Consider the following 13,594-nt stretch of genomic DNA (forward strand, 5'->3'; position numbering starts at 1 on the left):
GCTCAGTTAGGGCGGTGGGCGGGTTGTCAATGCTGCTGTTTCGAGGATGTTGATGTTGATGGTGGCGTGGTAGTTGGTGCGGTCGATGGTGCCTTTGGCGCGGTGTTTGGAGATCGCGCGTTTGACCACGCGGGGGCTGATTCGGGTGCGGCGTGGGGGTAGCAGGTCGGCCAGGATTGCGCGGCCGATGGTGCCGACGAGGTCGATGACGGTGCCGGCGATGACACCAGCGGCTTGGGTGATCTGGTCTCGGGCGGCGTGGACGGCGATGGTGAAGCTGGCCCGGTCGGGGTTGGTCGTGGGCCGGCTGGCGGTGGCGTCAGCCATTGCCAGCCGGACCGCTTGGTAGGTGGTGAGCAGGGCGTGGACCTCTTGACTGATCCCGTTCGGGGTTCGGGCTCGTAGGACCCGTCCGCCCCGCAGGGTGGACTTCAACTCCAGATATGTCGTCTCGATCTCCCAGCGGTGGTGGTAGAGGGTGACCAGGTCCATGGCCGGGAAGCGGCGCTGGTCGGTGAGGGTGGTGATCAGCCGGTACCGGCCGACGTGGCGTTTACCGTTCATGCTCACGACGATCTCGGCGTCAACGACCCGGACCGTCATCGTGCCGATGACAGACAGCCAGGACCCGTCGCGATGGCGGCGGATGACGGGCAGCCGCCGGTCGTCCTTGTCGCGGATGAGCAGGTCAGCGCCGGTGCTGGCGAACTGTTCGATCATCTGACGGGCGGCGAACCCACGGTCGGCCAGCAGCAGCATGCCTGGGCGCAGGCAGCCCAACAGACGCCCCGCACACGTGAGTTCGCCAGTGCTGATGGGGGTGAACACCGCGTCGATGACAGCGCGGGTGCCGCACGCCACGACGGCGACCAGCCGCAGCATCGGATACCCCGACCCACCGTGGCTGCCCGCCTGACGCGGATAGACCGTCAGGTTAGCCGCCGTATCGGGCACGAACATGCTGGTGCCGTCGATCGCGCACACCAGCAGACCCCGCCACCGGGCGGCCCCCGCCGGCGGACCCGACAGCAACCGGAACAACGCCACCAGCGGCTTGTCCCCGACCCGACGGCGAGCCTGCGACAACGCCGAAGACGTCGGCAGCGCCACCGTCAACCCGTCCAGCCCAGCGACCAACCGAGCCCACACCTGCCGGTAACCGACCTCAGCGAACAGCCCCGCCGCGAGCAGCAGATACACCACCACCCGCGACGGCAGATCCCGCACCCGCGACTGCACACCACCGGCCTCAGCCAGAACGGCATCGACCATCTCGAACGGCACCTGCTGCGTCAACTCACCCAGATGGCCCGGCGCGAACCGCCCCGCAGCCACCCTGATCGTGGACGTGATGGCAGACTGTTCCAACGGCGGGGCTCCCGGTCCAGAGGCTGTCTTGGAGTGACAAACCTCTATACCGAGACCCCGCCGTCCACGTCTACACCCCGCTTGACATCCACCACACCGCCCTAACTGAGCGGCATTGCTGCTAACGCCTGGTGCATAGCAGGGGACCCTTCCTAACATCTGTGCCGGCGCCCCGTCGATGCCGGCGGTACGGTGCCGGCGAGTCGGTGCCGGCGGTACGGACCTCCCGGGGGCGGACACGACGATGCCGGTGGGCCATCGGCCCACCGGCATCGAACGACAGTGTCTTCCCGCGTCAGGCGCGGGCGACCTTGCCCGCCTTGATGCAGGACGTGCAGACCTTCAGCTTCTTGGTCGTGCCGCCACCGGCGGGGGTACGCACCGACTGGATGTTCGGGTTCCAGCGGCGGTTGGTCCGCCGGTGCGAGTGGGACACGTTGTGGCCGAAGCCCGGTCCCTTGCCACAGACGTCGCACACGCTAGCCACGGGATACTCCTGGGTTTGAAACGTTCATGAGGTCGCCGGCAGGTGCTGCCCGGGCAACCTGGCCAGGGTACCCGATGGGTGAACCGGCTGCCCAATCGGGCCTGGCCCGGCCTCGGCGGCCACCGTCCGGCCGCAGGACCGGCCCCGCCGGGAACCCGGACGCCCGGCACGCGGCAGGTTCGGCCGGGTGGGACGGGCCGTGCGGCACATGGATCCGACCGCGGCGTGACACGCCCGGCGACTGTCAGCGTACGCCAGTAGGCTTCCACCGTGCTGGACACCCTCGATGCCGCCGCCGTGCGCCGCTGGTGTGCCAGCGGGCTGGACACGCTCAAGCGGCACCAGCGGGAGATCGACGACCTCAACGTCTATCCGGTGCCCGACGGCGACACCGGCACCAACCTGGTGCTCACCCTCACCTCGGCCCAGCAGGCCCTGGCGATGGATCTCGACACCGGGGCGGACGGCACCTCGACCGCGCACGGGCACGCCCTGCGGCTGCTGGCCCGGGGCGCCCTGCTCGGGGCCCGGGGGAACTCGGGCGTGATCCTGTCGCAGATCCTGCGGGGCCTCGCCGACGCGCTGGGCCCGGTGCCCGAGGTGGGCGGCCGGGAGCTGGCCGTCGCCCTGCGTGCGGCGAGCGACGCGGCGTACGCGGCGGTGGCCCGGCCGGAGGAGGGCACCCTGCTGACGGTGGCGTCCGCCGCCGCGGACGCCGCCGAACGGGCCGCCGACGGCGAACTGCCCACCGTGACGCGAGCCGCCGCGTCCGGCGCGGCCACGGCCCTGGCCCGTACGCCCGAGCAACTGCCGGCGCTGGCCCGGGCCGGTGTGGTCGACGCCGGTGGGCGGGGGTTCTGCCTGCTGCTGGACGCACTGGTCGAGGTGGTCACCGGGGCGCGTCCGGTGACCTGCACGCCGACTCCCCGGCAGGTGCGGCCGCCGGCCGCCGCGCGGGAGACCACGTCCACCGGGTACGCCTACGAGGTGCAGTTCCTCCTCGACGCCGACGCCGAGGCGGTCCGCCGGATGCGCGACGAGTTGGACGCGCTCGGCGACTCCCTGGTGGTGGTCGGTGACGGCAGCCCGACCGGCGGCACCTGGCAGGTGCACGTGCACGTCGACGACATCGGGGCGGCGATCGAGGCGGGCGTGGTGGCCGGCCGCCCGTACCAGATCTCGGTGACCCGCTTCGCCGACCAGCGCGCCCCCGGGGCGGCCCCGGCAGCCGACCGGGGCCCGGCAGCCGACCGGGGCCCGGCAGCCGACTCAAATCGGGCGACCGGGCCGGGACCGGCCTCCGCCGGCCGGGGTGCCGTGGTGGTGGCCACCGGGCCCGGTATCGCCGCGCTGCTCGCCGGTGAGGGGGCGGTGGTGGTGCCCGGCAACCCGTCCACCGGTGAACTGCTCGACGCGGTCCGGGCGACCGGGGCGGTACGGGTCGTGGTGCTGCCCAACGACCCGAACGCGCAGGCGGTGGCGAACCAGGTCGCCGTGGAGGCGTACCGGTCGGGTGTGAAGGTCAGCGTGGTGCCCACCCGGTCGCCGGTGCAGGCGCTCGCCGCGCTCGCCGTCCGTGACCCGGGGCGGCGCTTCGAGGACGACGTGATCGCGATGGCCGAGGCCGCCGGGGCCTGCCGGCACGCGGAGGTGTGCCGGGCCGGGCGGGACGCCCTCACCGTCGCCGGCCCCTGCCGCGCCGGTGACGTACTCGCCCTGGTGGAGGGGGAGGTGCACCTGATCGGCACCGATCTGGTGGAGACCAGCGTCGCCCTGGTCGACCGGATGCTCGGCGGCGGCGGCGAACTGGTCACCCTCCTCGTCGGCGCGGACGCGCCGGACGGGCTGGCCGAGGCGGTGCGTACGCACATCGTCGGCCGGTGGCCCTTCGTGGAGGTGCACACGTATCCGGGCGGACAACCGCACTATCCCCTGCTGGTAGGTGTCGAATGACCTCGGACGCGACCACCGTGGACACGCCGCTCACGAAGCTCGTCGGTGACAAGACCGCCAAGGCGCTCGCCGGTCACCTCGACCTGCACACCGCCGGTGACCTGCTCTACCACTTCCCGCGTCGGTACGACGAGCGCGGCGAGCACACCGACATCCGTACGCTCGACGTGGGGGAGCAGGTCACCGTGCTGGCCCAGGTGCAGCGCACCGCGGTGCGCCCGATGCGCCAGCGCCGGGGCAACCTGCTGGAGGTGACCGTCGGCGACGGTTCCGGCGGCACGCTCACCCTCACCTTCTTCGGCAACCAGGCCTGGCGGGAGCGGGAGCTGCGCCCCGGCCGGTGGGGCATGTTCGCCGGCAAGGTCACCGAGTTCCGTGGCAAACGGCAGCTCAACGGACCCGAGTACGTGCTGCTCGGCGACCAGACCGACGGGGAGGCGGCGGCCAACGAGCAGGTGGAGGAGTTCGCCGGTGCGCTGATCCCGGTCTACCCGGCGGCTGCCGCCGTACCGACCTGGGTGATCACCCGCTGCGTACGGGTCGTGCTGGACACGGTCGAGCCGCCGGAGGACCCGCTGCCCGCCACCGTGCGGGCCACCCGCAACCTGATCGGTCTCGGCACCGCCCTGCGTGAGATCCACCGCCCGTCCAGCCGCGAGGACCTGTACCGCGCCCGGCACCGGTTGAAGTGGGACGAGGCGTTCGCCGTGCAGCTGACCCTGGTCCGCCGCAAGCAGCGGGCCGCCGCCTCACCGGCCCGGGCCCGTCCGGCACGGCAGGGCGGGCTGCTCGACGCGTTCGACGCCCGACTGCCGTACGAACTCACCGGCGGCCAGCGCGACGTCGGCGCGGAGATCGCGGCCGACCTGGCCACCGACCACCCGATGCACCGCCTGTTGCAGGGCGAGGTCGGCTCCGGCAAGACGGTGGTGGCGTTGCGGGCCATGCTCCAGGTGGTGGACGCGGGCGGGCAGGCCGCGCTGCTGGCCCCGACCGAGGTGCTCGCCGCCCAGCATCACCGGGGCATGCTCGACCTGCTCGGCCCGCTCGCGCAGGCGGGACAACTCGGTGCCGCCGAGGACGCCACCCGGGTGGAGCTGGTCACCGGCTCGCTCGGCGCGGCGGCCCGGCGGCGGGCACTGGCCGAGGTGTCCAGCGGGGCGGCGGGCATCGTGCTCGGCACCCACGCCCTGCTCTACGAGGGCGTCGACTTCGCCGACCTGGGCCTGGTGGTGGTCGACGAGCAGCACCGGTTCGGTGTCGAGCAGCGGGACGCGTTGCGGGCCAAGGCCGACCAGCCGCCGCACGTACTGGTGATGACCGCCACGCCGATCCCCCGGACAGTGGCCATGACGGTCTACGGCGACCTGGAGATCTCCACGCTGTCCCAGCTCCCGCAGGGCCGTTCGCCGATCGCGTCGCACGTCGTGCCGGCCGCCGACAAGCCCGCCTTTCTCGACCGGGCCTGGCGTCGACTGCGCGAGGAGGTCGCCGCCGGCCACCAGGCGTACGTGGTGTGTCCCCGGATCGGGGAGGCGGATGCGAAGTCCGGCGGCGACGAGGAGCCGCCGGAACTGGACGACAACGGCCGGCGTCCGCCGCTGGCGGTGACCGAGGTCGCCCCGCTGCTTGCCGAGGGACCCCTGCACGGGGTACGCATCGGGGTCCTGCACGGTCGGCTGCCCGCCGACGAGAAGGACGCCGTGATGCGCTCCTTCGCCGCCGGGAACCTGGACGTCCTGGTGGCCACGACCGTCGTCGAGGTCGGGGTGAACGTGCCCAACGCGACGATGATGGTGGTGCTGGACGCCGACCGGTTCGGCGTCTCCCAGCTGCACCAGCTCCGGGGCCGGGTGGGCCGGGGCAGCGCTCCCGGGCTCTGCCTGCTGGTCACCGAGGCCACCGAGGGCAGCAGCGCCCGGGAGCGGTTGGACGCGGTCGCCTCCACCACCGACGGATTCAAGCTCGCCGAGCTCGACCTGGAGCAGCGACGGGAGGGCGACGTGCTGGGCGCCACGCAGTCCGGCCGCCGTTCGCACCTGCGGCTGCTGTCGCTGCTGCGCGACGCGGATCTGATCCGGGACGCGCGGGCGGAGGCGATCGAGATGGTCGAGGAGGACCCCGACCTGGCGCGGCATCCGGCCCTGGCCGCCTCGGTCGCCGCCCTGGTCGACGCCGACCGCGCCGAGTACCTCGAAAAGGGCTGATCGCGTGCGTTGATCGCGTGCGTTGACCACCTGCGCTGACCGCGTGCGCCGAGGACCTGCCTTGATCACGCTCGATCCAGGATCGAGTGGCCTCGGCGCGACGTGGAAGGCACTCGATCCTGGATCGAGCACGATCACCGGGCCGCGACGGGGGCCGCGAGCGGACGGACGTGCCTACGCCGAGGGCGTGCCTACGCCGAGGGCGCGCCGACCGGGTGGTCGACGCGCCCTCGGGACTCACATCTCGTCGGGGTCCCGCCTCAGTCGCGGGAGGGACCCCTCAGACTCGGCTCAGGCGGTGAAGTGGATCCGACGCCGCCGGGCCATCACGAACAGCACCGCGCCGACCGCCAGCAGGGCGATCGCGCCTGCGGCGATGCCGCCGGCCGCCGCACCGGTCACCGGCAGGCCCGGGGGCTCCTCGCCGCCGCCGCCACCGCCGCAGTCCTCGGGGGCGTAGACGACCTCGAGCTCCAGGTCGAGCTCGGGCAGGACGACCAGTGCGGTCTCCTCGTCACCGGCCTTGAAGCTGACCTTCTCCGACGTGCCCGGCGCGACGGTCCGCGTCTCGGTCTTGTCGCCGTAGGTGAACTCCACCTTGACCGGCACGCCACCCTCCGGGTTCGAGGCGGTCAGCGCGAAGGTCTCGCAGTCGGCGTCGGTGGTGACGGTCGGCAGCGGGCAGTCCTCGGGACGCTGCCACGTGTACGTGCCGCCCTCGATCACCTTGCCGTCGACCAGGACCTCGATCGCGCCGGCGTTCTCGGCGGGCACCACGGTCTCGTTGTCGGCCTTGCCCGGCTCGACGGTGACCTTCTTGGACCAGCCGTTCTCGCCGCGCACCTCGAACTCGACGGCGTACCGGGAGAGCGTGCCGTCGTTGCTCAGCGACACGGTCACCGTGCCGTCGCAGGCGGAGGCGAAGGTGGAGGCGGGGGTGGTGCAGTTCTTGCTGCCGCCGTTGTACCAGCCCTGCGGGCCGGACGAGCGGTTGCCGGGGGCACCCTTCTCGCCGAGCTTCTTGTCACCGTAGCGCTTGCCGTTCTCGACCAGCGGGTCGATGACCTCGTCCACGCCGCCCCAGATCAGGTCGACCTGGGTGTGGCAGTCCGGGACGCCGACGTTCAGCGCGATCTCGGTCTGGGTGCCGCCGAGGAAGTCACTGGCCGGCGCGCCGTAGACGTACTGCGGGGTGGCGAACTTCGGGCGCGGCGCGAAGTACGACACCAGCGTGAAGTACTGCTTCGCGTCACCGCAGAGCGGCAGGTCGCCCTCCAGCTTCACGGTCGCGGTGCCCTTCGGGCCGTCGAACGTGTGGCTGTACTTGGCGTCGCTGGCGTCGACGCACTTCGGCGCGGGGGCGCACGCAGCGTCGGCGGCCAGGTTGATGCTGCCCTTGTTGGTCTGCTCGCGCCGGTTGTCCCAGCGGCCCTCGACGACGAGCTCGGCGGTCGCGGTCTCGCCCGGCACCCGCTGCACGGCCTCGACGAAGCCGCCCTTCGGGATCGCGACGCCCTGCAGGTCGACGGCCTCGGCGCCCGGCACGAGCACCTGGACCTTCGTCGACGGGGTGGTCGTCACCTTCTTGATGGTGGCGGCGGACCTGCGCTCGCTGTTGACCACCTTCCACGTGATCACCCGCTCGCCGCTGAGCTGGTCGCAGACGGCGGTGGCGGTGATGGTGGTGTGGTGTGCACTGGCCGGGGTGGCCACTGCCGCTGCTCCGGTCATGCCGATGAGGGCGGCTGCCAGGACAGCCAGCGGTCGCCGGAGCGACAGCTTGGGTCGGATCACGCGTACTCCCGGGGTGAAGAAGCGTTTGGTCGTCACGGATGGACGGACGGCGCCGGCGGAGGCTGCCGCGCCGGAGGAAGGTGCCACCCGTGTCGATGGCCGGCGATGATAGGTGGCCGGCACCGGGGCAGACCCTAGCGAGATCGTGTGGAACGGGACAGTCCTCAGCGAGGGCTAAGAATGATGTTATTAATGTGAGATCATTGATATACGGCCAGTGATCGATCGAGGGCTTTTCGCGTCCGGATCGGACGGTCGGCGCGCCTCCGAGGCCGCGTACTCGTCGCGAGGGTCATCGTGTCCTCGCGTAGCGTCAGGGGCATGAGCAGGAGCGAAGGGTGACCCGGATCGTGGCCGGGAGCCTCGGCGGCCGGCGGATCGCCGCGCCGCCGGGTGCCGGCACCCGGCCGACCTCGGACCGGGTCCGGGAGGCGTTGTTCAGCGCGGTGCAGGCGGAGGTCGACCTCGGCGGGGCGCGCTTCGCCGACCTGTACGCCGGCTCCGGCGCGGTGGGCCTGGAGGCGCTGTCCCGGGGGGCCGCGCACGTGTTGCTGGTCGAGTCCGACGCGCGTGCCGCGCGGGTGATCCGGGAGAACATCGCGGTGCTGCGGGCGGGGCCTGCGGCGCGGCTGGTCACCGGCAAGGTCGCCACGGTGCTGGCCGGCGGGCCGGAGGGTGACCCGTACGACGTGGTCTTCGCCGACCCGCCGTACGCGCTGCCACACGAGAGCGTCACCACGATGCTCGCCGGGTTGGTCGACGGCGGCTGGCTCGCGCCGGACGCCCTGCTCGTGATCGAGCGGTCCAGTCGCGGCAACCCGGTCGAGTGGGTGGAAGGCGTCACTGGCCTGCGCAGTCGTCGGTACGGCGAGACCACCCTTTGGTACGGTCGCCGATCATGAGACGTGCGGTGTGTCCCGGCTCGTTCGACCCGGTCACCAACGGTCACCTCGACATCGTCGGTCGGGCCAGCCGGCTGTTCGACGAGGTGATCGTCGGTGTGCTCATCAACCAGTCGAAAACGGGCGTGTTCACCGTCGAGGAGCGGATCGAGATGCTCCGCGAGGTGACCGCCTCCTACGACAACGTCCGCGTGGAGTCCTTCCGTGGACTGCTGGTGGACTTCTGTCGGGCCCAGCGGGCGACGGTGTTGATCAAGGGCATCCGGGCGGTCAGCGACTTCGACTACGAGTTGCAGATGGCCCAGATGAACATCGGCCTCGCCGGGGTCGAGACGTTGTTCATGCCGACCAACCCGCTCTACTCCTTTCTCTCCTCCAGCCTGGTCAAGGACGTGGCCAAGTGGGGCGGCGACGTCAGCCCGCACGTGCCTGACCTGGTCCGCGAGGCGTTGAAGGCCCGCCTGACCCCACCTGCCTGACGCGTACGCGCCGTGCCCCGGCCGCCGTCGGCGTCCGTGCCACGGGGCCGCGAAGGGGCCGGGCGCGACGCGCCGGGGGAGGGGGTGGGGTGTCGCGGGGGTGTCGGGACGACATCATTGGATGAAGCGGGAACGTGGCCGCAGCCCGCATGATGTAGGTCGGCCCGACGAACGACAGGAGTGAGGTACCGGTGGACCCGCTCGACCGTATCGACGAAATGATCGCCATGGTGGAGCAGGCGCGCTCCGTGCCCATGTCGCGCAACAACTGCATGGTCGATCGGGGCGAGATGATCGCGGCCCTGGACGAACTGCGCGCCGAACTCCCCGCCGACCTGCGCCGCGCCGCCGCCCTGCTGGAGGAGCGGGACAAGATCATGGAGGCGGGCAAGCGGGAGGCGGACCGGATCATCAGCGAGGGTGAGGCGGAACACGCCCGCCTGGTCTCGGTGAACGAGATCACGGTCTCCGCCGAGCACGAGGGTGCCCGGATCATCGCCGAGGCGCGGGCCGAGGCGCAGCGCCTCCGCGAGGAGGTCGACGACTACGTCGACACCGCCCTGGCCAACTTCGAGCAGTTCCTCACCCGGGCGCTGGCCTCCATCGAACGCGGCCGGGACAAGATGCACGCGCTCCGCGAGATCGGCACCTTCGGCGGTGACGAGGCGGAGCGTCCACTGCCCTTCTGACCCCACGGTCGGTACCCGCCGGTGCGGGACTGCCGCCGCCGAGCCCGCCGCCGACGCGGCCCGGCGACCGGCGGTCGTCCGTCCCGGCAGGTGCCGCCGCTGGCATCCCCGCCGACGCCGGGGTAGCCCAGGCCGGCCCCGGTTCGACGGTGGGCCGCCGGTGCAGGTAACCTCGTTTGTCGGCCTCTCACCGGCCGGAGTCTGACTATGCCCAAGAACTCACCCATTTCACTCGACCCCAGGTCGCCGCTGGTCCTCGACACGAGGGAGCTACCGCGCCGGCCTGGTGCGTTGCGTACCGTCACACGGGTGGTCCCGGCACCGGCGGACCTCGGCGTGGAGTTGATCAGCGTGCCGGAGGGCGCGGACCTCGACCTCGATCTGCGGATGGAGTCGGTGTCCGAGGGCGTGCTCGTCTCGGGGACCGTCAGCGGTCAGGTCCGGGGCGAGTGCGGTCGCTGCCTGCGCGAGATCAACGACTCGGTGTCGGTGACGATCCAGGAGCTGTACGCGTACGAGAACAGCACCACGGACGTCACCACCGAGGATGACGAGGTAGGCCGGATGCAGGGAGACCTGATCGACCTGGAACCGGCGGTGCGGGACGCGGTGGTGCTCGCACTGCCGACCAACCCGCTCTGCCGCCAGGACTGCCCGGGCCTGTGCCCCGAATGTGGGGTACACCTGGACGATCTGCCGGCCGATCACAGCCACCAGCAGATCGACCCGCGTTGGGCGGGCCTGTCGCAACTGACCCGTACAGAGGAGTAAGAACCGTGGCCGTCCCCAAGCGCAAGATGTCGCGCAGCAACACCCGGTCCCGCCGGGCGAACTGGAAGGCCGCGGCGGTCGCGACCGTGGCCTGCCCGCAGTGCAAGTCCGCCAAGCTGCCGCACGCCGCCTGCTCCGTCTGCGGCACCTACAACGGCCGCCAGGTCCTCGAGGTCTGACCCGGACGCCGAGTGACGTCTCCGACCACGGGTCGGGCGACGCGCACACCCCGGCGATCGCCCGGCACTCCCGCCGACGCCGGCCGGCTCTCACCGGCCGGCGTCGCGACGGAGCCGGGCACCGCACGGATCGCCGTTGACCTCCTCGGCGGGGACGACGCTCCCGCCGTCGTGGTGGACGGCGCTCTGCGGGCGGTGCGCGCCGACCCTCACCTGCATCTGCTGCTCGTCGGCCCGACCGAGGTGGCCGGCGCGCTGATCCATGCCCTCGACCCGGCCGAACGCGCCCGGATCACCGTCCGGCCCGCACGGACCGCCGTCGACATGGCCGACGAGGTCGTCACCGCACGCACCGACTCCACCGTCCGTACGGCCGTCGCCGCCGTGCACGCCGGCCAGGCCGACGCGCTGGTCTCCGCCGGCTCCACCGGCGCGACCGTCGCCGCCGCCGCCCTCGGACTGGGTCGCTGGCCCGAGGTGCGACGCCCGGCGCTCGCCGCCGTCCTGCCCGCCGTCTCCGGACCGGTGGTGCTGCTCGACGTCGGTGGCTCGCTGGAACCCAACCCCGCCACGCTGGCCCGGCACGCCGTGCTCGGGGCCGCCTACGCCGCTGCCGCCCACGGTGTCGTCGCACCCCGGGTGGGTCTGCTCTCGGTGGGCACCGAGGCCGGCAAGGGCGACCGGGCCCGCCGGCTCACCGATCCCGTGCTCAGCACCGTGACCCTGCCCGCAGACGCCCGCTACGTCGGTCTCGTCGAGGGGTACGACGTCTGCGTCGGCACGCGTGCCGATGTGGTGGTCACCGACGGGTTCACCGGTAACGTGCTGCTCAAGGCCATCGAGGGCGCGTACGCGATGGCCGGTGGACCGCCGCCCGGCGGGGGTGCGCCCCGGGCGGCCGCCCTGCTCGGCGTGGGCGGGACGGTGGTCGTCTGTCACGGCGCCGCCCGTCCCGACGACATCTCCTCCGGCATCGCCCTCGCCGCCCACCTCTGGCGACGCGATGCCACCGACCGGGTCGCCGCGCTGCTCGCCGGCCACCGCACCGACCGCACCACCGACACCGAGGTACGCACATCATGAGCAACGACAAGCGGCGGAGGCCCTCCGTCGGCCATCTGGAAGCCGCCTTCGGCGTGACGCTGGACCCGGACCTGCTGGAGCGCGCCCTCACCCACCGCTCGTACGCGTACGAGAACGGTGGCCTGCCCACCAACGAGCGGCTGGAGTTCCTCGGCGACTCGGTGCTCGGCGTGGTGATCACCACCGCGCTCTTCCACAACCATCCGGACCTGCCCGAAGGGCAGTTGGCCAAGTTGCGGGCCAGCGTGGTGAACATGCGCGCCCTCGCCGAGGTGGCCCGTGGCCTGGGCCCGGACGGCCTCGGCCCGTACCTCCTGCTGGGCAAGGGCGAGGAGACCACCGGCGGGCGGGACAAGGCGAGCATCCTCGCGGACACCCTGGAGGCGCTGCTCGGCGCGATCTATCTCCAGTACGGGCTCGACACCGCCGGGATCGTGATCCACCGGCTGTTCGACCCGCTGATGGCCGAGTCGGCCGGCCGGGGTGCCGCGCTGGACTGGAAGACCAGCCTCCAGGAGTTGACCGCCGCGCTCGGGCTCGGGGTGCCGGAGTACCGCATCGAGGGCACCGGACCGGACCACCTCAAGACCTTCACCGCCTGGGTGGTGGTCGCCGGGAACCGGTACGGCGGTGCCGACGGACGCAGCAAGAAGGAGGCCGAGCAGCGGGCGGCCGAGTCCGCCTGGCGGATGTTGACCGCCGACGCCGACGCCGAGGCGGAGTCGGGCCCGGCCGAGGTGACCGCCGACCCGGCCGACGAGCAGGACGTGGTGACCGTCGACGGCCGGGCCGAGACCCTCGGCGAGGTCCAGGCGCACCGTGCCTGAACTGCCCGAGGTGGAGACGGTCCGGCAGGGCCTGGCCCGCTGGGTCACCGGCCGCCGGATCGACGTGGTCGAGGTTCGGCATCCTCGGGCGGTACGCCGGCACGAGCCGGGCGGCGTCCACTTCGCCGACGTCCTGGCCGGTCGGACCGTGCTCGACGTACGGCGGCGGGGAAAGTACCTGTGGCTCCCGCTGGACAGCGGTGACGCCGTGATCGGGCACCTCGGCATGTCCGGTCAACTGCTGCTGCAACCGGCGGGCACCGCCGACGAGGCGCACCTACGGGTGCGGTTCCGGTTCACCGACGACGGACCGGAGCTGCGCTTCGTCGACCAGCGGACGTTCGGCGGACTGTCGGTGAGCGAGGGCGGTGCCGGTCTGCCGGCCGAGATCGCGCACATCGCCCGGGACCCGATGGACCCGGAGTTCTCCGACGACGAGTTCGTGGCCGCGCTGCGGCGACGGCGTACCGAGGTCAAGCGCGCGTTGCTGGACCAGACACTGATCTCCGGCGTGGGCAACATCTATGCCGACGAGGCACTGTGGCGCGCGGGCCTGCACGGCGTCCGACCCACCGACGCGCTGACCGGTCCGGCCGCCCGGCGGCTGCTCGGCCACGTCCGGGACGTGCTCGCCGAGGCGATCACCGCCGGGGGGACCAGCTTCGACGCGCTCTACGTGAACGTCAACGGGGAGAGCGGCTACTTCGACCGGTCGCTGAACGCGTACGGCCGGGAGGGGCAGCCCTGTCACCGGTGCGGTGCGCCGATCCGGCGGGAGGCGTTCATGAACCGCTCGTCGTACAGCTGTCCCCGCTGCCAGCCACGTCCCCGGGGCGCGCTGCGCGGCTGACCGCC

13 protein-coding genes are annotated in these 13,594 nt (G+C 72.2%); 10 read left to right on the top strand and 3 right to left on the bottom strand.

Annotated elements, in window-relative coordinates:
* Nucleotides 1-6: 6 nt before the first annotated feature.
* Both HUT12_RS07775 and rpmB read right to left on the bottom strand, forming a co-directional pair.
* A complete protein-coding gene (locus HUT12_RS07775; protein ID WP_176092250.1) occupies nucleotides 7-1,368 on the bottom strand; it encodes an IS4 family transposase in 1,362 nt (453 codons plus the stop codon).
* Nucleotides 1,369-1,663: 295 nt separating this feature from the next.
* On the bottom strand, nucleotides 1,664-1,855 hold the full coding sequence (gene rpmB, locus HUT12_RS07780; RefSeq protein WP_093401721.1) for a 50S ribosomal protein L28: 192 nt from the start codon (nucleotides 1,853-1,855) through the stop codon (nucleotides 1,664-1,666).
* Between the two features lie 270 nt (nucleotides 1,856-2,125).
* Here rpmB and HUT12_RS07785 point away from each other — a divergent pair, with 270 nt between their 5' ends.
* Nucleotides 2,126-3,808, top strand: a complete 1,683-nt coding sequence (locus tag HUT12_RS07785; protein WP_176092950.1) for a DAK2 domain-containing protein — start codon at nucleotides 2,126-2,128, stop codon at nucleotides 3,806-3,808.
* The gene (gene recG, locus HUT12_RS07790; RefSeq protein WP_131054987.1) at nucleotides 3,805-6,015 is read left to right on the top strand and encodes an ATP-dependent DNA helicase RecG; all 2,211 of its coding nucleotides are present in this window, start codon (nucleotides 3,805-3,807) and stop codon (nucleotides 6,013-6,015) included. Before HUT12_RS07785 ends, recG begins: the two co-directional genes overlap by 4 nt.
* Before the next feature lie 291 nt (nucleotides 6,016-6,306).
* Here the strand turns inward: recG and HUT12_RS07795 are convergent, their stop codons facing one another.
* A complete protein-coding gene (locus tag HUT12_RS07795) occupies nucleotides 6,307-7,845 on the bottom strand; it encodes a cell wall anchor protein (protein ID WP_236145900.1) in 1,539 nt (512 codons plus the stop codon).
* Nucleotides 7,846-8,147: 302 nt separating this feature from the next.
* Between HUT12_RS07795 and rsmD the strand changes: the two genes are divergently transcribed.
* The 8 genes from rsmD (at nucleotide 8,148) to mutM (ending at nucleotide 13,589) form a co-directional block, all read left to right on the top strand.
* Nucleotides 8,148-8,711 carry a 16S rRNA (guanine(966)-N(2))-methyltransferase RsmD gene (gene rsmD, locus HUT12_RS07800; RefSeq protein WP_176092951.1) on the top strand — a complete coding sequence of 188 codons (564 nt, stop codon included), beginning with the start codon at nucleotides 8,148-8,150 and terminating at the stop codon, nucleotides 8,709-8,711.
* On the top strand, nucleotides 8,708-9,190 hold the full coding sequence (coaD, locus tag HUT12_RS07805; protein WP_131054985.1) for a pantetheine-phosphate adenylyltransferase: 483 nt from the start codon (nucleotides 8,708-8,710) through the stop codon (nucleotides 9,188-9,190). The genes rsmD and coaD overlap by 4 nt, the downstream gene beginning before the upstream one ends.
* Nucleotides 9,191-9,381: 191 nt before the next feature.
* Nucleotides 9,382-9,879, top strand: coding sequence for a hypothetical protein (locus HUT12_RS07810; RefSeq protein WP_131054984.1), 498 nt, complete (start codon nucleotides 9,382-9,384; stop codon nucleotides 9,877-9,879).
* Nucleotides 9,880-10,086: 207 nt separating this feature from the next.
* A complete protein-coding gene (locus HUT12_RS07815; protein ID WP_176092952.1) occupies nucleotides 10,087-10,650 on the top strand; it encodes a DUF177 domain-containing protein in 564 nt (187 codons plus the stop codon).
* Nucleotides 10,651-10,655: 5 nt separating this feature from the next.
* Nucleotides 10,656-10,829, top strand: a complete 174-nt coding sequence (rpmF, locus tag HUT12_RS07820; protein ID WP_091435485.1) for a 50S ribosomal protein L32 — start codon at nucleotides 10,656-10,658, stop codon at nucleotides 10,827-10,829.
* A 129-nt stretch (nucleotides 10,830-10,958) separates the two neighbouring features.
* Entirely contained in the window at nucleotides 10,959-11,912 is a 954-nt protein-coding gene (locus HUT12_RS07825; RefSeq protein WP_131054718.1) for a phosphate acyltransferase PlsX, read from the top strand.
* On the top strand, nucleotides 11,909-12,739 hold the full coding sequence (gene rnc, locus HUT12_RS07830) for a ribonuclease III (RefSeq protein WP_176092954.1): 831 nt from the start codon (nucleotides 11,909-11,911) through the stop codon (nucleotides 12,737-12,739). Before HUT12_RS07825 ends, rnc begins: the two co-directional genes overlap by 4 nt.
* The gene (mutM, locus tag HUT12_RS07835; protein WP_176092955.1) at nucleotides 12,732-13,589 is read left to right on the top strand and encodes a bifunctional DNA-formamidopyrimidine glycosylase/DNA-(apurinic or apyrimidinic site) lyase; all 858 of its coding nucleotides are present in this window, start codon (nucleotides 12,732-12,734) and stop codon (nucleotides 13,587-13,589) included. Before rnc ends, mutM begins: the two co-directional genes overlap by 8 nt.
* The last annotated feature ends 5 nt before the right edge of the window (nucleotides 13,590-13,594 follow it).

The sequence above is a fragment of the Verrucosispora sp. NA02020 genome (assembly GCF_013364215.1).
Taxonomy (GTDB): Bacteria; Actinomycetota; Actinomycetes; order Mycobacteriales; family Micromonosporaceae; genus Micromonospora.